The organism is Ruegeria sp. CDSC068, from assembly GCF_059610545.1.
Genome location: NZ_JBXWNV010000010.1, coordinates 36,476 through 60,962 on the forward strand (window position 1 = coordinate 36,476; position 24,487 = coordinate 60,962).

A 24,487-nucleotide genomic window follows, 5' to 3' on the forward strand; every position below is an offset into this window, starting at 1 on the left:
AAACCCATTTGCCCCTCTCAGACAAAGGAAATTTGCAATGAGCAATCATGACCACAAACATGGAGCAAGCTGCGCTTGCGACGTCACGCCCGAACGCGTTGATATGGCGCGCCGGCGACTCTTGCAACAAGCCGCCGGTGCGGCCGCGGCAGGTACAACAATAGTGGCTGGCGGGCAGGCCCTTGCCGCGACCGACGAAGCACGCGCCTACTATGCTGACCCGGAAAATCCAGGCCTTCCCCAAATCGACATGACCATCGAGCCGGGGCGTACTGCGCTTGTGGTGACCGACCCCCAGATTGATTTTTTGTCAGAGGACGGTGTGACGTGGGGCGTCGTTGGCGAAAGCGTGACCGAACAGGGCACGGTCGACAATATCGAACGGCTTTTCATTGCCGCCAAGGCTGCGGGGATGCCGGTCTTCATCTCGCCCCACTATTACTACCCACATGACCACAAATGGGAGTTCGAGGGCACTCTGGAAGCGACGATGCACAGCATCGGCATGTTTGACCGCCTGGGACCGCTCAATTTGGACAACTTCGAGGGCTCAGGTGCCGACTGGATGCCGCAATACAAGAAGTACATCGAGGATGGCGAAACCATCATTTGCTCGCCACACAAGGTTTACAGCCCTGCTCAGAATGACCTGAACCTGCAATTGCGTAAACGCAAGATCGACAAGGTGATCCTCGCGGGGATGTCGGCGAACCTGTGTACGCAGGCGCATCTCTACGAGCTGCTGGAGCTGGGCTACGAAGTCGCTGTCGTTCGCGATGCCACAGCCGGGGCCAAGGTGCCTGAAGGTGACGGGTATCTCGCCGCCATCATCAACTTCCGCATGGTCGCCAACGGCGTCTGGTGGACCGACGACGCGGTTGAGCGCATTGGCCAATCGGCCTGACCCAAATCGATCTTCAAATTTGATCCTAGCATCCTGAAAGGACATATCATGACACGCATCTTTACATTTCCCACGCTTACAACAGCGTTGACTCTCGCCCTGGCGGCGGCGGCATTGGCTGACGATGAATACAACGTTTCGAACAGTCTTACCTTGACTGGGCAGCCCCTCGGCATGCATGGCGTCGATCCTGTATCGATGTTTGAAGCCGAAATACCCGAAATGGGCAACGCCACTTTTACATCGGCCCATGATGGAGTGGACTACTATTTTGCGTCGCAGGCAGCGAAAGCCACATTCGAGGCGGATCCGACGGCACATCTGCCTCAATTCGGCGGGTTCTGCGCCTTTGGCGTCTATGTAGGCAAGAAGCTTGATGGCGATGTTCGGTATGCCGATATCGTGGACGACAAGCTCTATCTCTTTGTGAATGAAGAAATCTTCAAGAAGTACCTTGAGGACAAAGAGACCGTGATCCAAGGCGCCCATGCCAAGTGGGCAGACATCCACCACACGCCTGTCGGCAGCCTTTGATCGAGGAATTTGGTGGCTTTTGCCGGTCGGAGCCACCGCTGCCTCTCCCCTCCCCAAAAGGCCGGCATTTCTCCAAGACACCCTGTCCGCAATGACAATTCGCGTGTGTCGAAAACTCTTCCCAAAGGAAACCAGACATGACTGATTTTGAGACATATACAATCGCCTCAGCCCCTGATGCCGCGAAACCAATTCTGGAAGCATCGCTGAAAGGATATGGTTTTGTACCCAACCTTTATGCGGCCATGGCCGAAGCGCCCGCAATTTTGGAAGGCTATACGACACTTTCCAGCATCTTTGGAAAGACCAGCCTGTCAGAGACTGAGCGCCAGATCATCCTTATGACTAACAACCGGTTGAACGGGTGCAAGTACTGCATGGCCGCCCATACCACTCTTTCACAGATGGCCGGTGTCCCCGAAGACGTGATCGCAGCGTTACGCGATGGCAGCCCTATCGCCGACCCCAAATTGGAAGCACTGCGCAAATTCGCCATCGTGATCAACGAAAGCCGAGGCTGGCCCAGCGACGCACAGGTCGAAGCGTTTCTGACGGCTGGTTACACACGCCGATCTATGCTGGAAGTCATCCTCGGCACAGCGTTGAAAACCCTGTCGAACTATACGAACCATGTGGCGGAAACCGCGTTGGATGATGCCTTTGTGCCAAATGCATGGATCGCCTCGGTCGCGGCAGTGGCTGAATAGCGCGACGCCCGCCCATTTGTTAATCTTGCTTTTGGACCTGTGTTTGATTCCCGGCAAGAAGGGGATCTGATTTTAGACGTCCGACAGCAAAGTCAACAAAGGTGCGCACCTTCGCAGACACGGTTCGTCCCTCTTGATGCACAAGATGGATGGGGACTTCGGGTGGTTCATACGACTTTAGAACAGTCTTGAGCCGCCCATCTGCAATGTAGGGTGCGACTTGATAGGACAGAAGCCGCCCGACACCATGACCTTGCAAGGCCAACTCGATCACAGCGTCATTTGTGTTCATGCTGATGCGTGGGCTCATGCGTTTGGTGACAGTCTTTCTGCCCCGTTGAAAATGCCATTGGGCCGATGCATTCAAGGCAGTTGAATTAATGATTGCATGGCAGGATAAATCATCGGGCGTATCTGGTTCGCCATATTGGTCAAGATATTTACGGGAAGCAAACGCGACCTGCCTCACCGTACCACACCTGACAGCCATCAAACTGGAATCAGCGAGGTTGCCAATTCTGATCCCGACGTCGAGACCCTCATCAATCAGATTGACCACTCGGTCCACATAGAGCGTGCGCGCTGAGAGCTTTGGATACAGATCCAGAAATTCGCCCAAAATTGGAGTGACGAACATACGGCCAAACAGGACTGATGCAGTAACACTAATTTCCCCGGTCGGTTCGGCATAGGAACCGACAGCGGCGCGCTCGGCCTCTTCAAGGTCAGCCAGAATACGTCTGGCATCCTCAAAAAACCTTTGCCCGCTATCAGTCAGCATCACTGAGCGCGTTGTGCGTACAAAAAGACGTAGCCCGAGGCTGTCCTCAAGCATAGAAACCATTCGGGTCACTGTCGGTGGTGACATGTTGAGGTCGCGGGCCGCAGCAGCGAAACCTTTTAGTTCGGCGACCTTCACAAAGACTTTTAACGCGTGAAATCTGTCCAAGATATTATTCCATATTTTTGAATAATATATTGCCAAGTATCCAAATTCCGCAACTTGAAAGCTCCAATTAACTTCACCTCAGTCCCAGGGCATCGCCCAGGCCGAGATGGAGAATTCAATGGCACGACCCTTTGCAGAGATCAGCTTCACGCCCTCCGTTCGCGAAACGCAGGCCAAAAACGGGTCAGCTAACGGCTACGCGAAGTTTCTGGACGGCACGCGTCAGGAGGACTCAATCAGCCCGGTCGAGGCCAGGTTCATCGGGCAAAGAGACGGCTTCTATCAGGCAACAGTCTCGGAAACCGGCTGGCCCTATGTACAATTTCGCGGTGGACCAGCGGGTTTTCTGAAAGTGTTGGATGAACGGACACTTGCCTACGCCGATTTCCTCGGCAACCGGCAATATCTCAGCACTGGGAATCTGCTGGGCAATGACCGAATCTCGCTGATCCTGATGGATTATCCCAATCAGCGACGCCTCAAGATCTGGGGTCGGGCGAAACTCATTGATGCCAATGCCGATCCGGCGCTGATGCAACGCCTGAGTGAGCCGGGCTATCGCGCTCATCCTGAGCGGGCGATTGTGATCAAGCTTGAGGCGATGGACTGGAACTGCCCGCAGCACATCCCCCAACGCCTGACCCTTGAAGAATTTGAAGATTACCTCGTCCCGCTTCGCACTGAGCTGGAAGCACTGAAAGCTCGAAACGCAAGGCTCGAAGAGGCACTGGGTCAGCAAAACTGACCGATATCAAGCCCCGCGCGTTCAAGCACGCACGCCGTAACCTGAAGAAAGGAAACATCCATGTCGCGCAATCTGAAATCCGTCCTGAGCGCCAGCATTCTCGCACTTTCCATTGCTGCGCCATTTACACCGGCGCCAGCAATCGCCGCAGAGACTGGAATTGAAGCTACGCAGGCTGTCAGCTTCCGCACGGAAGAAATCGGCGACATCGCTATCGCCTATCGTGAAGCAGGAGATCCAAACAGACCTACTGTCCTGCTGCTTCACGGCTTTCCGACCTCATCACATATGTTCCGCAACCTTATCCCTGAACTGGCCAAGCACTACCACGTGATCGCACCCGATTTTCCCGGATTTGGAGCGTCGGAGATGCCAAAGGCCGAAGGCTTCGAGTATTCCTTCGCGAATATCTCCGAAATGATGACATCGCTGCTCGACCGGAAGGGAGTCGAACAGTACTCGGTCTATTTGATGGACTATGGTGCCCCGGTTGGTTTCCGAATGTTTGCGGAACAGCCCGAGCGGGTAACCGGCTTCATCATTCAAAACGGGAATGCTTACGAGGAAGGGCTGCGCGAGTTCTGGGATCCAATCAAAGCCTATTGGGCCGAGCCATCGCAAGAGAACGGCGACCAGCTTCGTGGATTCCTCACTCTGGATGCAACCAAATGGCAGTTCACCCACGGCGTTAAAAAACCGGAACTGATCAGTCCCGACAATTATTGGCATGTCCAATACCTGCTCGACCGCGAAGGTAATCAAGAGGTGCAACTTGAACTCTTCCTAGACTACGGCACCAATGTTGCCGAGTACCCAAAATGGCAAGCGCTGTTTCGGAAGCATCAACCCCCGGCGCTACTGATGTGGGGTAAGAATGATCACATCTTTCCGGTCGAAGGCGCCTATCCCTATGAACGCGATCTGAATGATCTCGAGTTTCATCTGCTCGATACGGGTCACTTCGCGCTGGAAGAATATGGGCCCGAGATTGCGGCGCAAATGACCGCCTTTCTGAACCGCATCACCGCCGCCAGCAACTGACGTAAAACTGGCCGCACCATGCTCAAAGGTGCGGCCGACGTATGGAGAAAACCAATGAATACGCAAGCAAATACTGTCAGACAGGTAACGGTTGAAATCGTACACGGCTTTGTCGACGGTGGCGCCGGTGGAAATCCCGCAGGCGTCGTCCTGGATGCTGATGAATTGGGCGAACAGGATATGCAAACCGTCGCGGCAAGGGTTGGATTGTCCGAAACGGCCTTTGTGTCGCAGTCCAAGACAGAGGGCTTCAAACTGGATTTCTTCACACCGAACAGGCGCATCGCTCATTGCGGTCATGCAACAATTGCCGCCTTCTCTCACCTTGACGCGCTGGGCCGGATTCCCAATCCCAACACCTCGAAGGAGACAGTTGATGGGCCAAGGCGCATACTAATGAAAGAGGGTGCCGCCTATATGGAACAGCTGGCCCCAAAATACGCGATACCAGAGGACTGGGTGGAAAAAGGTGTAAGCATCGACGATGTACTGAACTCCCTTGGGATCAACAGACATCATCTTGATCAGGAAATACCACCGGTTTTAGTCAATACCGGTAACAGTTTCATTGTCATCGGCCTCGCTGATGCCGATGGTCTTGCCAATGTGAAACCAGATTTTGCCAAAATCACGCAAATCAGCGAACGACTGGATTTGATCGGCTACTACGTCTTCACAAGAGACCCATCGGCGACCGACCGAGACGCTACAACCCGCATGTTTGCGCCCCGATACGCGATTGAGGAAGAAGCCGCGACGGGGATGGCTGCGGGGCCCTTAGCATGTGTATTGCACGACTTTGTCGTATCATCTCAACGATCATTTCAAATCGAACAAGGGGTGTTTATGAACCCGGCGAGTCCGAGCCTGATAAAAGTCGATCTGGAAATCGACAATGGAACAATCTCTGGCCTCTTGGCAGGTGGTTTCGGCAAGGTCATGTGCTCGCGTCGAATTAGTTTCTAGCGTTGCGCTCGCGGCGAATGGCTGGCTTGGCGGGCCGCACCGCAGCAACGACGCCCATCGGGCCACGTCCGAATTGGGCCGTCCGCTGAATTTTGCAAAGTCCGGATTCCTGCGCATCGCTGACCTTACGGCACGGACAAGCACTTTGTGTTCTCGGCTCAACGCTACAACTGATCTAGATTTCACGACTGACCGTTGTTCGGGTGCAGCAGGTGGTTGGCTGACGAGAGCGAAAACGCTGCATAATCGCGACTTATGTTAAATCTCGATATCCCGGCTTTCTGCCACAAAACCGGTGCGCGTTTTCGACAGTTTCAGGAAAACGAATGTTTCTTTCGGTGATGTCTTGAAGGACGATGCCCGCAGTATCAATATTAGACTAAGCGTCCTAAATCCAAGTCTAGTTCATTGTTTTCACTCCCTGATTGGCTGCGTTCCAAGCCAAAGCAGCTCACCGAAGCAAATCAAAAGCCCGAAGACGAGCTTGGTGCCGAACCGGTTGCGAAGGTCGGCACCAATATCGACCGGCCGGTCATCAATCTTTATCGGCCCCATATCACCTCTGGGGATTGTCTGATTGTAACCGGGTATCAGGACTTCTTGTCTTCACTGTCGATTTTGATGAAGGAGTTGCCTGAACTGAGGGATCTGGAAAACGACAGCGATATCCGGATCCGGATATCGTTCGGGATCGACACGGCTAATACCAAAAGGCTGACCAACCCCAAACCAGTCACCGAAGAAATGAAACTCTACTGGCTGGAGCGCTCCGGGCTTCAAGTGGAAGAGGATCACGATCTTATCGCGGTGCTGGCAAAACACGCCATCAAAACCGGCAAAATTGACTTGCGTGTCTTCGATCCGGAGCTTGCCAAACGCAAGTTAGGGATAACCGGGGACCGGCGGCTACACTCAAAAATCGTCAGCTCGCCAAAAGGTGCCGTCGCCGGATCCGCAAACTTTTCCTACTCAGGGCTCTACAGAAACATCGAGTATGCCGATGACCTGGATGCGGGCACTCATGAACTTCAGGTCGAACGCACAGAAGCCGCTGAGCAGGCTTGGGATGTATCTGTCGATTGGAATACCGAAGCGCTGGAGATACTCGAAAAGCTCATCAAACCGGTGACCGCTGAAGATGCGATGGCGCGTACGATCTCCGAGCAAAAAGGGTTCGAACCTTGGCTCACCGGAGACCGAAAAGATATCACGAGCCATACGCTGTTTGGGTATCAACAGGACCTGACCTATGAGGCGTGTTCCATCGTCTATGACCATGGGATCGCCTTTGTAGAAGCGCCAACCGGTTCAGGAAAGACAGAGATCGGCTGTCACCTGGCCGAAGCGTTGTCAGAAACATTCTCAGAAGTCGTTCCCCGCTCTCCCGTCCATGGCGTTGCGCGAAAAAATGCAGCTGTAATTGCCCCGCCCAAAGTTATTCCCAGTTGGCGCAAGTACTCGACAAACTCGCTCCAACCTGTCGCAAATAGCAAACTTGCCAAACAACACCTCCGTGGCGCTGGCGATGAAGAAAAATCTGGGCTCAGGCTCGATCAGTTTGGCATTCTGATAATCGATGAGAGCCACACAGTTACTCCGGGCTTTGAACAAGCATCTCAAATGGCCTCAGCTATTGAGCTTGCCCCGCCAAGCTGGAACGTCTGTCTATCGGCGACGCTGCTCGGGAACCGCGATGTCGACTGGTTGACCCATATGCAGGAGAAGCGGGCGTCCATTTTCATGACGCCGCACTTCATTCAGGCCATGGGTGAATTGTTCGAGCGCGAAACCCAAGTTCCTAAGGATATCTTCAACCAGGATGCGCAACTGGCCGTCCTATCAGAGCCTGACACGACGCTCACGCGAGAGGCTCGCACCGAACTCGCTAAGTTGGTTTCGCCGTTTTTGACACGCAGACAAAGGCGATGCATTGGCGAGGACGAAGATCCCAAGAAACACAGCTACCCAAGACTAGAAAACCACGGGCGCCCGAAGAAATTGAAGGTGACAAAGCCTCAGCAAACGCGCCTGGATGAGATTGTGGCCCTCTGCAAAGAACTTGCGCCAGGCGGTCGGGTGACCGCTGTAGAGAAAAGCCGCTTCGGACACGTCAGCACGCAACAAAGCACGCAGGACCAACTCTACATCCGCAACCTTTTGAACATTCTGCGCGTGAGCGCCGCCCAGGCCCATTGGGAGATGTCACATGGAGCTATTGGAAAATCGCTTCGCGACTTTGAGCGTGGTGGAAAATCGAAGAAAAAGATATCCCACCGCGACCAGTCCGACATGTTCGCCGCACTGGGAATAGAAGCGCCTGAACCCACAAAGGAATGCGACACTCTTAACCAAAAACTGGGTCTCAGTGTTCTCAAGGAGCTTGATGAGAAGCGGTATGAGGCGTGCCTGAGAATACAAAATGAAAAAAGCAGGGTCGTCTTTCTCGCAGAACGGACGGACACACTCGAGATTTTTGCAGAAGCGCTGTCGCGCAGAGGCCACCACACCAACTATGTCGTGGGAAACCAAACCAAGGGCGAAGATCGCGCCGTGAAGGCGATCTTTGGAGATGGCTCCGACAGCTTCAAGCGCATCAAACAGGGAAAGTCCGTTGAGTCTTACTTCCGGCCTGGAGGAAAGAACGAACCAAAAGGATCTGCATCGGTTTTTCTGACTTACAAGATGGCTGAAGGTATCAACCTTCAGTCGTCAGACACGCTGGTGTTGCTTGGCCTGACCTCGAATCTGAAAGAGCTCATCCAAGGTCTGGGTAGGATCGACCGGATCGATAGTGAGTTTGGGGTCGTCAATTACCATCTTGTTGATGTGCCAGTAGGTCAGTTTGCATCTGACGAAAAAATCGCCCAGCGCATAGAGAACTATAAAACTTTGGCTGGGGAGGCGTTAATCGACGCCGTCCTAGAAGAAAGCACCGAAGACGCAGAACTGATCCTCGATAGTGTTGTTGAATATCTGCGATCCCCGCGGCGGCTTCGCGACAACAACTTTCACGACGTCCTGGAACGCACCAAGCAAACAATCCCCGAAGACCGCTACAAACTCATCGACAAAGCCAAAATCCAGGGAACCTGGGGCGCCGAGTTGGCGCTCCTATCGGCCCGTGAGAAATTCACGGCCCTACATCTCAAAGGACTTAGCAAGAGCAATAGCTTCTTTCCGCCTCGCCTGCTGCTTCTAAAGGATACTGCGCCAGGCCTGATATTGGAACGCGACCAGCTAGCCTGCGTGCAATCTCTGGAGACTGCATACGAACGGACCAGAAGCCTTGGCATGGAACACGCCCACATGGCACTGGAAGATCTCTCTGAAGCGCTAGAGACGATTTCAGAGCAGATCGGCAAGCTGACCGAGTGGGACTTGCGCCCGGCGCGCGTTGAGAGCCTCATGAAAGCTTGCGCCGAGTTCATGGGACGCAAAGGTGGCGTCGAACTCAGTGATCAAGAGAGGTTTGGCCATCTGTCACTGCCGGCCGTTGAAATGGTGTGCGAGGCGTGGAGCCGTGAGCTTGATCCCTTCTGGGAACAAGCGAAACACGAAGTGCGTGACAGCTTCGCCTATGAGGATCTTCCCAAGGGGTACATCGCGCTTCAGGTTATCCTGGAAAAGCTCGAAAGCGATCATCAGGCGTCCGCTGAGATCCATGAAAAGATGGTCCGGGTCATCGAGGAAGCTGAGCAGGTTTCACGCGACCACGAACCGGCAATTGGACAGCGCATTTCAGTGGTGTTCTTTTCGGATGGTGCAGGTGAGCACTAGGCGGCCTCAGACAGCAGCGAAGCCAGATCACTCAGTTTTACCAAGTGTCCTCGCGTCGTCTTACCTTCCATTTGCGCACCATGGGTCTCAATCCCTTTGCTCTCAAAATCAGACAGGAGTTTTCGGGACGTAGTTCCTCTTGACCTAGCCAGTGTACCTACCGGCAAGTACTCGCTTTGAAAGATCGCAAGCTGCTGCGGTCTGACCAAGAAAGACTCGCTTGGGCCATGCGGAACTTTGCGTGATCCGAGCAGGCCCAGCTTGCACCAATGTGTCACCGCCTGAGCCTTCCAACCCGTCAACTTTGCGACATCATTTGCGGTCCAGTCTTTTGACAACCGCTGCGTCCCAAGTTCGCGGTCGATGTCGGAAACTGAAAAATGAAACTCACCAAGTCGCATGTTTTCTTCCGCAACAACAGGTTTGATAACGCCTGTGGAGATTTTCTGAAGAACATGCATCAAAGCAGCTCGATCAGTTGTGCGCCTCAGGTTGAGCTGATTGAACGGAATAGTTTCTCCCGCTTGAACTTTAGTGCAGTTTCGAATGTTTGTTGTGAGCTCTTTTAGGCTTTCACCGTCAATGCAGCCATCAACAAGTGGAGGACGGTATTCAGCAGCAACCTCGTGGATCAATTCTGACGCGCGAAGCAGATCAAATTGCTTTCTTGTAACACCAAGGTAGTCTCTGGCCTGCAACCCATCCCAGTACCGCTTCCTATCCAGATAGATGTTCGAAATTTCGAAGCGTGGAATCATCGTATGCCGGTGCCCATACCCGCTACGGGCTTGCTTTCCGGCAATTTGACCTGACTGAACCTCAGCCACCAAGCGCTGTGCAGAAATTCCCAGTTCCTTGGCCGCTTGTTTAGCCGAGACCCATTCCCGAGCTTGCAACGGCGTTAGCTTTCCCAGGTAGGTTCCCTTGAACTCGGTTGAAGCAGCACGCGACACTGCATCTCTGAAAGGCTGGTACGCATCATCTTCGAACTTCATAAGTCTTTGATACCAGCTTCCGAGCATGGACGGCACAGAGTTGGATTCTGAATTTCCTGCCAGTATCAACCCTCGAACGTGTTCTTCGAACCCATTTGGCCAATGGTCAAATACAGTTGCCAACGGCTCAATCAGTTCCAACGAATCTGCAACGCTTTTGGGTGTTTGTGTTTTCCCAGACTTGCCCGTGCGGTTCTGAGCGAAACCACTCGCTAGGAAATTAATAAAAGCGCCAATGTCTTTTGGGACCTGACGCCCTCCTGCAAGGTCAAGAAACCGCTTGCCAACCGTTGAATCTCCCGCAATCAAGGCGGAGATGATCACTTCGTGGTCCTTTGCTGCCACCCGTGGGAAATTGGAGTAGCTAAAGCCACATCTGCATTTATCAAAGCCGCCGGACGTCGGACGCAATGTGGTTTTGCAGACAGGGCAAACATCTTGAAGACGCGTTTTGTGATGGTGACAGGCTGTCACCAAGTAATGACGCCAAGTTTGTTGAAAGGGTAAGCCATCGGCAAGACATGAAGGGCAAATCGGATCGCTATGATGCCGCTCGAAACGCCAGTTTAAGCTGGGTGACTCAGGTTTGGCAGAAGGGGAGATAGTAACCAACAAACCTTTCTCTAAGCCCATCTCTTGCTCAAAGTGCTCGATGTTCTCGACTAGAATTCGCCCATACTTCCGCCGGAACCGTGTCAAAAATTCAGAGACATCTCTGTATCCATTTACATGGGCTAGACGACGCAAGTATCCGATAAGGCTCTCGCCTTTCAATGGTGGTACTGCAAACAAACCCGGCACCTCATACACCTCGCATAATCGCAAGCTCATGCGACGTCATAGGCTCTACTTCGAGACCAGCATCTGCCATGACTCTGATGTATGACCTGATCAGCTCAGTATCCGATGGTGGTTCTTCTTGAAAAAACGACTGATACGGATCTCGCTCCAGGCCTGAATCCGTCGCTGCCCTGGCAATCGTTTTGGTGCTGTATTGTGAATTTTGGGCACCCAATGCCAGGGGCGCGCGCAGCACTTCCAACGCCACTGGCACACGTCCGCCGGAAACACCGTACAATCGCCGTACCATATCGTCTTGGTCAAACTCCAAAAGGATGCCGGACTCCTCAAGACAATAGAAGGCAGCAAAGATTGCATCGCAGAACGCGATACGATCAGCCTCAACGCTCCACCAATAGGGGTTCATTCGAATGGTGTTCAAACAGCGTCCCGCAAACTGCTCGTTGCTGTCCATATCCGCTTCGAACATTGGCAACCCAGCTAAAATCAGAGTGACTGAGGTTTCATCAACAATAGTCTTGAAGTGATCAGCGGCTTGTCGACGCGAGTGCCTAGTCAGAGTTTCGGCGCAATGGTTCACTTCGTCGATAATGATTGTTTGAATGCCGTGCTCAGCTACGAGCCGAAAGAGACGTTCTCGAATTTGGGCAGGTCGCTCTCGTTCTACGAAGTCAAAGCCCATGCTTCGCAAGCAGGAACCGTAATAATCCCGCTCGGAAGGCCGTGGCGCAAGTCGGCCCAGAATGACATCTGAAGATACCAGAATAGCACTTGGGCCGTGGCGGTCATTTTCAACTTGTGCCTTCAAGTCCTTTGTCAGTTCTGTCTTTCCACATCTCGTCGGCCCCAAGATTGGTATGATCCGTCCACCCTCGGTTGCTGCAATATTCAAAAGACGTTTTATCTCCGAGACAGCCCATTCGTGGCGGCTATGTCGGATGAATGCACCTTGCAGAGCTCTACTAGTTGTTTGGTCCAGCATCTTTTCTTTCGACCCTTGGCAAGTTCTTTGATCTCGTAACTGCGAGCTTGTTGTGACCAACCTCTGACCGTATTTGGTCAATTAGTTGTGGTTCTTTCAAACTTCTGTTCTGCATATCAGCGGCCCGCAACTTGTCGATTTCCGCAGAGCGGTTCCTTTGCAGTTTAGTTTTTTTGCCCTGCTTATACGTCCTGCGCGCTTGGATATCTTTGTGGATCTCCAAAGCCGTTTTGATTGGTCCGTTGTGTTTCGCCTTGGGTGACCGGCATTCTCTTAGCTCACGATAAGAAAGTGCTGCCAAGTCTTTTGCTTTGTTGGACGCGCGCACCAACTCGCCTGTATGCGGATCCACGACCAAAATTTCCCTAGCATCAAGTGGAGCATAGCGTATTTCAACACGCTGGCGCGGGCCTAGTCGTCGGTACAGCCTTGCCAAGTCTTCAGAGTTGTATTGCATACTCTCGAATTCGATACCGTAGTGCCACAGAGTTCGAGATTCGGATTGGATCATCAGCGCTGCGTGATGCTCGTCCAAAGACGGGGGTTCTGGCACTATGTGTTCATCTGCCAATCTGTCCCAAGCGGCGCTAGGTGTTTCACCCCGTTTAAAGATGTCTTGGACTTTTCTCCTCGGAGTTCTTCCATATTCGTCGTAGCGCCAGCGTTGCATTATTGAATTGAACACTCTTAGCGTCAGACGGGCTTCATCCATTGCTTTTTTGGTTCGATCCCGGTCGGGATATGCCTTTGACTTAGTCGCACCCGGAAGCTGGCTGACTTTGCTTCGAACTGCCCCGAACAAGTTTTCGATAAACGGCTTTTCCTGGGGTTTTCGAGGTTGCGCCCAATGGCCATGGACACCAGCAACTTCGATAAAAGCATCGATGGGTTCGCCCACGTTCTCTGAACCCTGATCCATTACAACCACTTTCGGCAGTGCGGCGATTTTTTTCCTGTTTACAATTTCGTGCTGTTCGAAAAAGTCTTCCTCTGGGTAGCTAATCATCTCCTTTAGAGCTTTGGCCACATGTTCTGATGATGGATCTGGTAGGAAGACCTGAAATGCGACAATCCAACTAGTAGCACAGTCAATCGCTGCACAAATCCACGGCCGACCTATTACCTCCCCGCTATCATCAACCAGCATTATGTCAGCTTTTGTGCAGTCCAATTCTATTTGATCGTAAGGTGCTGTTATATCATAGTATTTTTGGGCAATTCGCATGTGTTGGCGCGCCTCGTTACTGCCCAGTTGCCACTTTAGAACGTCAAAATGAGGGATTGTGTGCACAATCGCTTCGACTGCCTTGCGTCCGCAGCACCCAGGTTTTATGCCATTCTCATGGCAAACCAACTGGTATTGATTATAAGCGTCGCTAGACAGACTTGTTAGATTTTGTCTGTCCGACGACGTATATTGCATTTCCAATAGATCGAGCACTATCTCGTGGAAAACGCTGTCAAACCTTGGCATACGATTTCCTGAATTGCTGTGCTTGGGCAAAAGCGCTTCCGGCCCGCCGCGCCGATACAATTTGACCCAATTCTGAACAGTCGATTGCCTCGGAAAACGGTTACCCTTGATTTTGCAGGTGGGTTCTTCGGCGAACTCGCGTTGAAGTATCGGTATGCGTTTTGCCCAATGAACGCCTTCCTCCCCAAGCTTTAGTGCATTTTCCACAATGCGTAGTCTGAGCTGAGCTTCACGTGCATCTTTAGCGGTTACATTACGAGGACGTTTGTCGAAGCCTTCTTCCTTCACTAGCCCATCGTGCACATGGTCTCGATATTCTTGTCCAGATATCTCAAAAGGATCAACTTGGGAGTTCGATATCTGATATGCATCCCGCCCAGCTATCGCTCCATCGACAGCATAGGTTTCTCCCCTATATTTGATGGTTCTCTGGTGCCGCCTTTTGACAATCTGCTTCAAAATTCGATTACCTCCAGATGTCTTCGGTCGCGGTTCGCAGTATTCAGGTTCGTGGATGGCCCAAGAGCTTCACATGAAAAATCGAACACCAGATAGCCATCAAGAATAAGGCGAAGAATCTTCGCTTGGGGGATGCCAATGTTCTCTCTTAGTTCTTTGAACGTCACACGTTGCTGTTTGAGACACGCTATTTTGCTTGCAAGTTTAGGGGCGGTCTCTTCGGCTTGTCCTTGCAATAGCAGCCAAGCATTTCGATCAATCGGCCCCTGCAATAAGGACTCAGTTACAATGACAAGCGAGATTCCGACTTCGGCAAGAAGTGAAGGATAGTCCAGGTACTCAGGTTTCTTATCTATGTGAGCGCTGTGCTTGGCGTCCAAGTAGAACAAACGGCCGTCGACAAGTGTGACTTCTAGGTCTGGTGTATAAAGCTTAGGCCTGTACCGACGCCCTTCATAAGCCTCTAGCGCCGCTTCTTTGTTTGCAAATGCTCTTCCGGTTCCCATGTCGATTGTGCAAGGCTGTGGCTTAAGCGAGACCACACGAGGGTCGACCTGCATGCAACGAACCAGTGCTGCTTCCATTTGGCTTTCGCGCTGAATGACGCCTGGGAACTTGACGCCAGACATTTTGCCAGCGCGTTTTTTCATTCCGCGCTTGTGAACGCGTCGGGCCGTCGGGGGTGCGTGTCGATCTATCCTCATACGGGCTCTATACATGCATCCATTCGCATTGGCAATGGGCTCGATGCGAATAAAATGATTGCGACCGATGATGACTGAAGACGAATTTCAAGATTTGGCCAAAACTGAAAACTGGATTGCCCTCGGAGCGTGGCTGAATCGCGTTGTCCAAGACAGCCAAGCCTGCGGGTACGCGTTTCCGGACGATGCACTCCAAAGCGTTGCCGCTATTAGAGGCACAAAGCCTGCAAGCCTTCGCAATCCGATGTCCGCGGCGAAATGGTTAGAACAGAACCGACCCGATCTTTTTGAATCAAAGCCCGACTGGCTGGCCATGATGCAAGTTATTTTGCTTTCAAGGATAGATCGGTATGACCCTAGGAAATCCAAAGAGATAGCTGATGCCGTTCTTTCAGGGGAGTTATCTCAGGCGGAAACTAAGTCTATTCTTGATGAAGTTCGATTGGCGGAGAAGCCTGCGGTCGTGATTGCTAGAGGTGGTTTTGGCGGCCAGCGAAGAGCCCGAGACTTCGAAGTAAACGCAAAAATGCTTTTCAAACAGAACACTAGTGACATCTTCAATGTGGAAAATTTGACTGTTCGAGAAGGCAGAACGTTCGAGCCTCTTGCCACAGACTTAATCGTATACAAAGGCTCGGAGCCTTTTGCGGCGATTGAGATCAAAGGCCCGAGGAATAGAATTGATCCTGGCTACTTGATTGACCAACTGGCAAGAGCAGCACTTCTTTTGAGAAAGGTTCCTCAAGTACTATACGTTGTTCCTGAGCAATCTGAGTACAAACTGGGTGAACTTGTAGCGATACGAGACAAACTCGAAATCGAAGGAATTAAATTTGGGACATTGCCGGAGAAAAGTCGGCTCGCACCAAAAGATCTAAAAGTTCTGGGATGATGCACTCTCTAATGTTGGGTGTTATGCCGTGCGCGAAGGTCTGCAATGCGCAGGAAACGGACTTTGCAAAATATGATAATCGGCCGTTAGCTCACCTTGGTAGGCGGCACAGCAAATGGCGATAACATGGCGCAAGTAGACCGTAGCGTGACCCTCTGGTATTGACTGGTTTTCGAGAAGGCCCAAAACGCGGCCAACTTTGATTGAAACTCATTGTTTCCCGCCAACACAATAAAGGAAGCTCTAACTTGATTTTTCGAACCGCCTTATTTGCGTCCATTGTTGCTGCCACATCAGTTGCGGCCCAGGAAACTCCCATCGTCCATGACGGAGAATTCAATTTTCTTCGCGCTCAGTACGGCGAGCAATGGGATGCCCAAGACATTGAGATCGATAAGAAACTGGCGGAAGTTCGAGAAAGAAACGATGGTAAGCCCCCTAATATTCTCTACGTTCTCATCGATGACGTGAGTTTTGGCCTCATGGGCAATCCTGCGATGAACTTTGTCACCGGATTTGACACACCAAACATCAACGATTTCGCCGCAGAAGGCCTTTCTTTGATGCGGATGTATACTGAGCCTTCCTGCACACCTACCCGCACTGCATTCCTGACCGGAGGGCACCCAATTCGCGCGGGTGTCAAGGAAGTGAAAGTTGCTCTTGTTGGTGAAGGGTTGTCCAAGAACGAAGTTACCATCGCCGAAATACTCAATCAATCCGGCTATAACACAGCACATGTTGGGAAATGGCACCAGGGCGATATTGAGGAGTCATTCGCTCATAATCAGGGGTTTGATGTCGCGTATTTTCCAGTCCATCAGCAAGTGCAACTGAGCCTGATGACACCAGAGGCTGCGAATGCAGGTAACCTCAATGGCTGGCATCCATCCACTCAATCCGGGAAATACGGAATGGATGAACGGTTCAAACCTTATGGTCTTGTAACTGGCCTCGAAGCCAGGGCCGGAGAGACCGCACGGGAGGTCGGCATAGAAGCTGGCGAGGAATGGACACAGGCGCACTATGAACGCATGAACGAGACCTATCAGGCTCAGGTCTTGGAGCAACTTGACCGTTTGGCGGGAGAAGATGATCCATTCTTTCTCCAATACTGGCCGCTTTACCCAATCAATTTCACTTACGGCGAACAGCAGCGGTCCCGCAACGGTGGCTTTATGGCTGATAAAATGGAGCAACTTGACGATTGGATCGGTGATTTGATGGCCAAAGTTGATGAACTTGGAATTGCGGATAACACGCTTGTTGTGATCATGGCGGACAACGGCATCTTTAAGCAATATTCGCCCACTTCAGGCATGATCGAATTGATTTACCGGGGCGGCAAAGCGGAACACCTCGAAGGTGGCGTGCGTGTTGATGCTTTCGTACGCTGGCCAGCTGCAATCGAAGGAGGCAAGTACGCAGGGGACATCGTTCACGTTTCCGATCTATTCACAACCTTCGCCCGTATCGCTGGCGGAACTGAATTCATCCCGCGTGACCGGATCATCGACGGCGTGGACCAGACAGCATTGTTTCTTGAGGGGGATGGCAACTCGCGGAGAGATTATGTCTATATCTACGAAGGACCGGTTTTGCGTTCGATTGTGAAACAGGAATTCAAGATGCACATGCCCGCACCTGGTGTCCCAGGGGCCGCTGCGCCGGTGTTCAATATCCTTCGCGATCCGCGCGAGATGTATTCTGACATCGGCCAATCGCTTTGGTCCGGAGCGTCCTTCCAGGATATGGCCAAACGGCATCAAAAAATGATTGCAAAATACCCACATCGCGAGATTGGGACTGATGAACCCTATGGAGGCATTGAAAATCTGCGACCAGAAAGCGAACTGGCCCGCAAGACTTTTGCAAGTTGGCAATAACCAAAACGCCGCTTCACGGACAAGATTTGTGTAGTCCCTGAAGCGGCCTCTCTGATTGGCGTTTACCCTTAAGAGTGGATTTTCACCTTATCTTTTTGAGCAGAACTAGGGGTTGTGGATGATTGGGATCCCAATTTTACCTAAACTGTGCATGCCTGGGCCGGGATGTCACCGCATGCTTTTTGTTCCGAAAATAACAAGTAGAACAACTCGACCTTCATGTACCGGTTGCTGAAAAAATTCCTGTAAATCAGACCAAGGTAGTTGCCAGTGCCTATGCCTGCTCGCCTCCCTGCTTGCGGATCGACCAAGTCCGCATTGGGCTGGAAGCGGCTATCCGAAAACCTTCCCCGGCAATACGTCGATTGCGCTAAACAAGCAAAGAATGAGACCCGAAGATATGGAACCTCGAACTAAGAAAGTTGAATGTTAATACGCCCAGAGTTTTGGGCCAAAAATGCAAATCTTTGGGCGAAATGCAAAGCTATGGGCGCACCTACAAAAATCCTAGAAATCCAGGTTCTCCACGCTCAGAGCATTTTGTTGGATAAACTCGCGGCGAGGCTCCACCACGTCGCCCATCAGTTTGGTGAATAGGTCATCCGCTTCAACCATGTCGTCCACCCGCACCTGCAAAAGCGTACGTGCGTCCGGGTCCAGCGTTGTTTCCCAGAGCTGATCCGGGTTCATCTCACCCAAACCTTTGTAGCGTTGCAGTGACAAGCCCTTTTCACCTTCTTCCAGAATGGCGCGCAACAGATCCAGCGGGCCGTGAATTGCCTGCGACCGGTCGCGACGGACCAGCGTTGCCGGGGTGTTGTAGATCTCTTGCAGACTTTGGGTAAAGCTGCCGGTCTTGCGCGCCTCGCCCGAGCGCAGCATCGGACCGTCCAAGGTACGCACCTCTTCCACGCCGCGCAAAATACGGGCAAGACGAATTCCGTGATCCTGTGTGATCCGGCCCTGCCAACCGCGTTCGTATTCCAGCGCAATCAGGTCGAGACGCGCGGCGACTTTGTCTGCAACGCCTTGCAAATCCGCATCAACCGCGCCCGGCACAAAGGCACCTGCAACGGCGGCCTGTTCCAGGATGTGGCGTGGGTAATGGGTTGGGAAGGCGTCCAAGACGCGCTTCAACTGACGCGCTTCGTCGACAATGCGCGTCAGATCCTGACCCAGGATCTCTTCGCCAGAACCGAGCTTCAGAACTGCCCCTTCGACACCTTGGTTGACCAGGTATTCATCCATCGCGGCCTGATCTTTCAGGTACACTTCGGATTTTCCGCGCGCCACTTTGTAAAGCGGCGGTTGGGCGATGTAGAGATAACCGCCCTCAATCAGCTCCGGCATCTGCCGGTAGAAAAACGTCAACAGCAATGTCCGGATATGCGCACCGTCGACGTCCGCATCGGTCATGATGACGATTTTATGATAGCGCAGTTTTTCGATATTGAACTCGTCTCGCCCGATCCCGGTTCCCAACGCCATGACGAGGTTGCCGATTTCCTGAGATGACAACATCCGGTCAAACCGTGCACGTTCAACGTTCAGGATTTTACCCTTGAGAGGCAAAATTGCCTGAGTTTGCCGATCGCGGCCCGTTTGCGCTGATCCACCCGCGGAATCACCCTCAACCAGGAAGACTTCGGTTTTGGTCGGGTCCTTTTCCGAACAATCCTTGAGCTTGCCAGCCAAAAAATTCACATCCATCGCCGTTTTGCGGCGGGTCAGCTCGCGCGCCTTGCGAGCGGCTTCACGGGCCAGAGCAGCCTCGATAATTTTGCCAACGATAATCTTGGCCACGTTCGGATTTTCTTCGAACCATTCAGCCAGCTTTTCGTTCATCAGACCTTCGACTGCAGGACGTACCTCGGATGACACCAGCTTGTCCTTGGTCTGGGACGAGAATTTAGGGTCTGGGACTTTGACCGACAGCACACAGGTCAGACCCTCGCGCGCATCGTCGCCAGTAAAGCTGACCTTTTCCTTTTTCGCGATCCCGCTGGTCTGGGCGTAGTTGTTGATGGTCCGGGTCAGCGCACCGCGGAAACCGGCAATATGGGTTCCGCCATCGCGCTGTGGGATGTTGTTGGTGAAGGGCAGGACTGTCTCGTGATAGCTGTCATTCCACCACATGGCGATTTCGACACCGATATCGTCGCGCTCACCCTTGATATAGATCGGTTCGGGCATTGCGGAGGTCTTGGAGCGATCCAGGTATTTGACGAATTCCTTGACGCCGCCTTCGTAAAACAATTCGGTCTCTAACCGTTCTGCCGGGCGTTCATCAATCAGAATGATCCGTACACCCGAGTTCAGGAAGGCCAGTTCGCGCAGACGCTTTTCCAGCGTCTCGAAAGAATATTCCAGGTTTGAGAATGTATCCAACGACGCCAGAAACCGCACTTCGGTTCCGGTCCGATCACCGCACTCAGCGACAACTTTCAGATGCTCGACCGTCTCACCACCTTCGAACCGCGCAACGTGCTCCTTACCATTGCGCCAGACACGCAATTCCAGCCAGTTGGACAGTGCGTTCACCACCGAAACGCCCACGCCGTGCAGACCGCCGGACACCTTGTAGGAATTGCTGTCGAACTTGCCGCCGGCATGCAGCTGGGTCATGATCACTTCGGCTGCGGACACACCTTCTTCGGGGTGAATATCGACGGGAATTCCGCGACCATTATCGCTGACCGAGACGCTGGAATCCGCGTGGATTTTGACGGTTACATGGTCCGCGTGACCGGCCAGCGCTTCGTCAATCCCATTGTCAACGACCTCATACACCATATGGTGCAGACCCGAGCCATCGTCCGTATCCCCGATATACATGCCGGGGCGCTTTCGAACTGCCTCTAACCCTTTGAGAACTTTGATGGAATCTGCACCGTATTCCTGGGGTGCCTGTGCGTCTTCGGACATGCCGTCAGTACCTATATTATTTTGGTAACTTATACGTTTTCTGGGGGGGATTGTCACGCGCTACCCCAACATTTTGTGTCGGTCTTGCGTGATTTAGTTTCTTTCGGCAGCTGACTGCCGAATCCCTACAAACGGTCGATATCGGCCGCTATATCCGCTGCGATTTCATGGGCGTCGACATCACTGCGCTCGGCCGACAAACGCAGCCCCAAAAGGTCAGATTGATAACGCGTCGCCAGCCGGTTCGGATCGTGGCTTAGGGCGATATCCCCGGCCTCTTGCGCCTGACGGAACAGCTCTGCAAAGCAGGCCTTCATCTCGGACATGAGAACACCCGCCCGACCGGCGAGCTCGTGATCCTTGGCCTGCAATTCAGCGTAGGTCTTGGCCAACATACAAGCCTTCGCGGGCGCTCCGCTTGCCTCGATAACCAAACGCGGCTGCGCTTTCAAAGCCTCGAGCGAACCTACCCGGTCAGCCAATGCCCGCAGCCGCGCAACACCCTCTTGCGCGTAGCGGTCCAACGCCAGCCCGTACAGCGCGTCCTTTGACCCAAAAGCCGCGTAAAAACTGCCGGGTTTCAACTTCAACTCGCGCTCAAGGTCTTTCAGGGATGTGCCAGCCCAACCCTGACGCCAGAAGATATCCCTGGCCCGGGCAATCAGGTCATCTCGGTCATATTCGGGTTTGCGTGGCATAACCTTCACCAATTCTTGAACGATTGCTCAAATATATACTTGAGTGATCACTCAAGAAAGACTATTTCTGCCTTACCCGCCAGAAAAGGAGTTCCAACATGGCCAATTTCCCGTCACATGATCTCGAATCCGCCCCCGAAGGGTCCAAACCGCTACTGGAAAAATCGCAAGCCGCTTTTGGCCGCCTGCCCGGCCTGCACAAGGTCATGGCCGAAAGCCCCCAGCATCTGGAAGGCTATCAGGTGCTGCATGGCCTGTTCATGCAGACCGACTTCGACAATGATGAGAAAACCGTCGTCTGGCAGACCATCAATGTGGAAAACGAATGCCACTATTGCGTGCCCGCTCATACCGGCATCGCCAAGATGATGAAGGTTTCCGACGAAATCACCGAAGCCCTGCGCAATGAAACCCCGCTACCTTCGGCCAAGCTTGAAGCACTGCGCACCTTCACCCTGCAAATGATGGAAACCCGCGGCAACCCGACCGAAGCACAGCTGCAGGCATTCTTTGATGCGGGCTACTCTCACCGCGCTGTGTTGGATGTGGTGCTGGGCCTCGCGCAAAAAACCATGTCGAACTACGTGAACCACATGGCAAAAACCCCGGTCGACGAAGTCATGCGCGGCTTCCTGTGGGAACGAAAGGTCGGCGAGCCGGCCTAAGCGGACACGACCGAGCCCTCAAAGCCATCACTCACGATCAAGGATTGGGCCCGGTCGCCCAGTTCCGCAAACAGCTCAGGCCCGGTGCCCGTCATCCAGGCCTGAGCACCCAGCGCAGAAATCTCATCATACAGCGCCGCGCGCCGATCCGCGTCCAGATGCGCCGCCACCTCGTCCAACAACACGATCGGGGGCGCGCCGATCATACTCGCCAAGGCTCGTGCGTTCGACAGGATCAATGAGACCAACAAAGCCTTCTGCTCACCGGTCGAACAATCCTTGGCCGGAACGCCCTTGGCAGCGAACACCCCGTACACGTCCGACCGATGCGGCCCCACCAACGTACGCCCAGCCGCCAAATCCCGGAACCGGCTTTCACTTAGTGCTTCGCGCAGATCCGCTTCTGTTTCCGGCATCGCACCTTCGGTCTGTACCAGCTCCAATTCCGCAGATGGAAACGCAGTTTCCGCCTGATCCTGCGCCGCGCGCAGATGATCCAGCGCCGAAAGCCGCGCCGCGTGAATACGATACCCCGTCTCCGCCATCTGCGCTTCAAGCGCTGCATACCAATGCGCATCGCGTACCTGCTCTTTCAGCAGACGGTTCCGTTCGCGCATGGATTTTTCATAGGTCAAAGATGCTTCAGCATGGGCCGGATCGAAACTCAGCGCGATCCGGTCCAGAAAACGCCGGCGCCCTTCGGCCCCCTCGATCCAAATCCGGTCCATCGACGGGATCAACCAGACAATTCGCGCCAGCTTGCCCAGATCAATCTGGCTGGACGCCTTGCCATCAATGCGAATCTGCCGCGCGACACCGCCCTCGGACCAGGTTTCTATCTCGTATTGTCGCCCCTGCGCCTGCAGCACCCCGGACAGTTTCCAACCTAGCGCCTCGGGGCGTCGGGTCATCTCGGCCGCGCTGGCCCGCCGCATTCCGCGACCGGGAGAAAACAGGGACACCGCTTCCAGGATGTTGGTCTTGCCCGCCCCGTTCGGCCCGTGAATCGCAACAGGCCGACCATCCAAAGACAGTCGCGCCAGCTTGTGGGACCGAAAATGCGAGACGGTAAGCTCGGTCAGGGCCAAACCCATGACCCCTCCCTTCATCTTTTCAAAAATACTCCCGCCGGAGGCATCGCACGTCCGTGCGGTCAGACGCGCATCGGCATGACGACGTATACCGCGCTCAGATCATTGCCTTCGCGCATCAGGGTCGGATCAGCCGCTGAATTGAACAGGAACACAGCGTTCTCACGATCCACCTGAGAGGCGATTTCCAGCAGGTACTTGGCGTTGAATCCGATCTCCAGCCGCTCGTCGCCATAGGCCACGGCCAGTTCTTCCTCGGCCGCGCCGCTATCCGGGGCGTTGACGGAAAGCACCAGTTTATCTGTATCCAGCTGCAGCTTTACCGCTCGAGACCGCTCAGAGGACACTGTTGCAACCCGATCTACCGCCTTTGCGAATTCGGCCGCATCGACTTCCAGCTGGCGCGTATTGCCCTGAGGAATCACACGTGTGTAATCCGGGAAGGTCCCGTCGATCACTTTTGAGGTCAGCGTGATGTCCGGGGTTGCAAAGCGCACTTTCGTTTCACTGACCGACACTGCGATATCCATCTCATCGTCGTCCAGCAGCTTGCGCAGTTCGCCTACGGTTTTGCGCGGTACGATCACGCCGGGCATGTCTGCAGCGCCATCCGGCAGATCCGCGTCGATGCGTGCCAGGCGGTGGCCATCGGTGGCCACACAGCGCAGCACCTTGCCGCCTTCGGACCCGTCGGCCACATGCATATAGACGCCGTTCAGATAGTACCGGGTCTCTTCGGTCGAGATGGCGAATTTCGACTTATCGAACAACCGGCGCAGCAAGGCTGCCGAGGCGGTAAAGTTCGATTGGTATTCCGAAGACGCCATCACAGGGAAGTCTTCCTTTGGCAGCGTCGCCAATGAGAAATTCGACCGGCCTGCTTCAACCGTCAGACGCCCTGCGGCGCTGTCGGCGGTCAGTGTCACCAACGCTCCATCGGGCAGTTTGCGCACGATCTCATGCAACGTCGTTGCGGCCACCGTTGTGGCCCCGGCCTTTTCGACCTGTGCGGGCGCTTTGTCGACAACTTCGATATCCAAGTCGGTCGCCCGGAACATGGCCTGATCGCCCTCGGCTTCGATCAAAACGTTGGCAAGTATGGGAATGGTGTTGCGACGTTCGACAACAGATTGGGCCTGGGAAACGGCCTTGAGAAGGGTGCCGCGTTCGATGCTGATCTTCATACCCTTAATTCCTCTGACTTGCGTGCCGAAATGGGCGGGACTGGCACGTTAGCGGTTCCGCCCTGAGGCACAAGGATTTTTTATGGATTTCTCGGTCGGATTGCCCAA

At 53.5% G+C, this 24,487-nt stretch carries 19 protein-coding genes; 10 read left to right on the forward strand and 9 right to left on the reverse strand.

From position 1 onward, the window contains the following. Positions 1–37 precede the first annotated feature (37 nt). The 3 genes from AC2FID_RS18365 to AC2FID_RS18375 all read left to right on the forward strand — a co-directional run bounded on the left by AC2FID_RS18365 (position 38) and on the right by AC2FID_RS18375 (position 2,145). Positions 38–904, forward strand: a complete 867-nt coding sequence (locus AC2FID_RS18365) for a cysteine hydrolase family protein (RefSeq protein WP_058282012.1) — start codon at positions 38–40, stop codon at positions 902–904. Between the two features lie 48 nt (positions 905–952). Further along, entirely contained in the window at positions 953–1,438 is a 486-nt protein-coding gene (locus tag AC2FID_RS18370; RefSeq protein WP_142639615.1) for a YHS domain-containing (seleno)protein, read from the forward strand. Between the two features lie 137 nt (positions 1,439–1,575). Continuing rightward, a complete protein-coding gene (locus tag AC2FID_RS18375; protein WP_142639617.1) occupies positions 1,576–2,145 on the forward strand; it encodes a carboxymuconolactone decarboxylase family protein in 570 nt (189 codons plus the stop codon). 19 nt (positions 2,146–2,164) lie between these two features. Here AC2FID_RS18375 and AC2FID_RS18380 read toward each other — a convergent pair whose 3' ends face one another. Beyond that, positions 2,165–3,094 (reverse strand): LysR family transcriptional regulator, encoded by a 930-nt coding sequence (locus tag AC2FID_RS18380; protein ID WP_496838088.1) that lies wholly within the window; start codon positions 3,092–3,094, stop codon positions 2,165–2,167. Positions 3,095–3,212: 118 nt separating this feature from the next. Here AC2FID_RS18380 and AC2FID_RS18385 point away from each other — a divergent pair, with 118 nt between their 5' ends. The 4 genes from AC2FID_RS18385 (at position 3,213) to AC2FID_RS18400 (ending at position 9,623) form a co-directional block, all read left to right on the forward strand. After that, positions 3,213–3,839 (forward strand): pyridoxamine 5'-phosphate oxidase family protein, encoded by a 627-nt coding sequence (locus AC2FID_RS18385; RefSeq protein ID WP_281995598.1) that lies wholly within the window; start codon positions 3,213–3,215, stop codon positions 3,837–3,839. A gap of 60 nt (positions 3,840–3,899) precedes the next feature. Then, positions 3,900–4,880, forward strand: coding sequence for an alpha/beta fold hydrolase (locus AC2FID_RS18390; protein ID WP_281995597.1), 981 nt, complete (start codon positions 3,900–3,902; stop codon positions 4,878–4,880). An 18-nt stretch (positions 4,881–4,898) separates the two neighbouring features. Beyond that, entirely contained in the window at positions 4,899–5,846 is a 948-nt protein-coding gene (locus AC2FID_RS18395; RefSeq protein WP_496714148.1) for a PhzF family phenazine biosynthesis protein, read from the forward strand. Positions 5,847–6,254: 408 nt separating this feature from the next. Then, complete coding sequence (locus AC2FID_RS18400) at positions 6,255–9,623, forward strand: DEAD/DEAH box helicase family protein (RefSeq protein ID WP_496838091.1); 3,369 nt, start codon at positions 6,255–6,257, stop codon at positions 9,621–9,623. Here the strand turns inward: AC2FID_RS18400 and AC2FID_RS18405 are convergent. Genes AC2FID_RS18405 through AC2FID_RS18420 form a run of 4 tightly spaced genes read right to left on the reverse strand, consistent with a single transcriptional unit; the run spans position 9,620 to position 14,984 of the window. Beyond that, positions 9,620–11,410 carry a TniQ family protein gene (locus AC2FID_RS18405; protein WP_496838093.1) on the reverse strand — a complete coding sequence of 597 codons (1,791 nt, stop codon included), beginning with the start codon at positions 11,408–11,410 and terminating at the stop codon, positions 9,620–9,622. The two genes, AC2FID_RS18400 and AC2FID_RS18405, sit on opposite strands and share 4 nt — an antisense overlap. A 10-nt stretch (positions 11,411–11,420) precedes the next feature. Beyond that, complete coding sequence (locus AC2FID_RS18410; RefSeq protein WP_496838095.1) at positions 11,421–12,401, reverse strand: TniB family NTP-binding protein; 981 nt, start codon at positions 12,399–12,401, stop codon at positions 11,421–11,423. After that, on the reverse strand, positions 12,382–14,334 hold the full coding sequence (locus tag AC2FID_RS18415; protein ID WP_496705836.1) for a transposase family protein: 1,953 nt from the start codon (positions 14,332–14,334) through the stop codon (positions 12,382–12,384). The genes AC2FID_RS18410 and AC2FID_RS18415 overlap by 20 nt, the downstream gene beginning before the upstream one ends. Then, positions 14,331–14,984: a hypothetical protein gene (locus tag AC2FID_RS18420; RefSeq protein ID WP_496838097.1), complete on the reverse strand. Its 654-nt coding sequence runs from the start codon at positions 14,982–14,984 to the stop codon at positions 14,331–14,333. The genes AC2FID_RS18415 and AC2FID_RS18420 overlap by 4 nt, the downstream gene beginning before the upstream one ends. Before the next feature lie 121 nt (positions 14,985–15,105). Here AC2FID_RS18420 and AC2FID_RS18425 point away from each other — a divergent pair, with 121 nt between their 5' ends. Next, the gene (locus AC2FID_RS18425) at positions 15,106–15,930 is read left to right on the forward strand and encodes a hypothetical protein (protein WP_170408651.1); all 825 of its coding nucleotides are present in this window, start codon (positions 15,106–15,108) and stop codon (positions 15,928–15,930) included. Positions 15,931–16,133: 203 nt separating this feature from the next. Then, positions 16,134–17,816: a sulfatase-like hydrolase/transferase gene (locus AC2FID_RS18430; RefSeq protein WP_496705840.1), complete on the forward strand. Its 1,683-nt coding sequence runs from the start codon at positions 16,134–16,136 to the stop codon at positions 17,814–17,816. A gap of 507 nt (positions 17,817–18,323) precedes the next feature. On the opposite strand, the gene gyrB is transcribed toward AC2FID_RS18430, so the two are convergent. Both gyrB and AC2FID_RS18440 read right to left on the reverse strand, forming a co-directional pair. Beyond that, on the reverse strand, positions 18,324–20,741 hold the full coding sequence (gene gyrB, locus AC2FID_RS18435; protein WP_058272964.1) for a DNA topoisomerase (ATP-hydrolyzing) subunit B: 2,418 nt from the start codon (positions 20,739–20,741) through the stop codon (positions 18,324–18,326). A 125-nt stretch (positions 20,742–20,866) separates the two neighbouring features. Then, the gene (locus AC2FID_RS18440; protein WP_496737784.1) at positions 20,867–21,439 is read right to left on the reverse strand and encodes a TetR/AcrR family transcriptional regulator; all 573 of its coding nucleotides are present in this window, start codon (positions 21,437–21,439) and stop codon (positions 20,867–20,869) included. Between the two features lie 98 nt (positions 21,440–21,537). Between AC2FID_RS18440 and AC2FID_RS18445 the strand changes: the two genes are divergently transcribed. Continuing rightward, positions 21,538–22,104: a carboxymuconolactone decarboxylase family protein gene (locus AC2FID_RS18445; protein ID WP_108861618.1), complete on the forward strand. Its 567-nt coding sequence runs from the start codon at positions 21,538–21,540 to the stop codon at positions 22,102–22,104. Here AC2FID_RS18445 and recF read toward each other — a convergent pair. Both recF and dnaN read right to left on the reverse strand, forming a co-directional pair. After that, entirely contained in the window at positions 22,101–23,198 is a 1,098-nt protein-coding gene (gene recF, locus AC2FID_RS18450; RefSeq protein WP_496838101.1) for a DNA replication/repair protein RecF, read from the reverse strand. The two genes, AC2FID_RS18445 and recF, sit on opposite strands and share 4 nt — an antisense overlap. Positions 23,199–23,257: 59 nt before the next feature. Next, complete coding sequence (gene dnaN / locus AC2FID_RS18455; protein ID WP_058272968.1) at positions 23,258–24,379, reverse strand: DNA polymerase III subunit beta; 1,122 nt, start codon at positions 24,377–24,379, stop codon at positions 23,258–23,260. Positions 24,380–24,487 lie beyond the last annotated feature (108 nt).

Coding starts and splice junctions, on each gene's coding strand:
- dnaN (WP_058272968.1), bottom strand. CDS start 24,379: ATGAAGATCAGCATCGAACGCGGCACCCTTCTCAAGGCCGTTTCCCAG.
- AC2FID_RS18445 (WP_108861618.1), top strand. CDS start 21,538: ATGGCCAATTTCCCGTCACATGATCTCGAATCCGCCCCCGAAGGGTCC.
- AC2FID_RS18410 (WP_496838095.1), bottom strand. CDS start 12,401: ATGCTGGACCAAACAACTAGTAGAGCTCTGCAAGGTGCATTCATCCGA.
- AC2FID_RS18425 (WP_170408651.1), top strand. CDS start 15,106: ATGATGACTGAAGACGAATTTCAAGATTTGGCCAAAACTGAAAACTGG.
- AC2FID_RS18440 (WP_496737784.1), bottom strand. CDS start 21,439: ATGCCACGCAAACCCGAATATGACCGAGATGACCTGATTGCCCGGGCC.
- AC2FID_RS18370 (WP_142639615.1), top strand. CDS start 953: ATGACACGCATCTTTACATTTCCCACGCTTACAACAGCGTTGACTCTC.
- recF (WP_496838101.1), bottom strand. CDS start 23,198: ATGGGTTTGGCCCTGACCGAGCTTACCGTCTCGCATTTTCGGTCCCAC.
- AC2FID_RS18365 (WP_058282012.1), top strand. CDS start 38: ATGAGCAATCATGACCACAAACATGGAGCAAGCTGCGCTTGCGACGTC.
- AC2FID_RS18375 (WP_142639617.1), top strand. CDS start 1,576: ATGACTGATTTTGAGACATATACAATCGCCTCAGCCCCTGATGCCGCG.
- AC2FID_RS18385 (WP_281995598.1), top strand. CDS start 3,213: ATGGCACGACCCTTTGCAGAGATCAGCTTCACGCCCTCCGTTCGCGAA.
- AC2FID_RS18390 (WP_281995597.1), top strand. CDS start 3,900: ATGTCGCGCAATCTGAAATCCGTCCTGAGCGCCAGCATTCTCGCACTT.
- AC2FID_RS18420 (WP_496838097.1), bottom strand. CDS start 14,984: ATGAAAAAACGCGCTGGCAAAATGTCTGGCGTCAAGTTCCCAGGCGTC.
- AC2FID_RS18395 (WP_496714148.1), top strand. CDS start 4,899: ATGCTCAAAGGTGCGGCCGACGTATGGAGAAAACCAATGAATACGCAA.
- gyrB (WP_058272964.1), bottom strand. CDS start 20,741: ATGTCCGAAGACGCACAGGCACCCCAGGAATACGGTGCAGATTCCATC.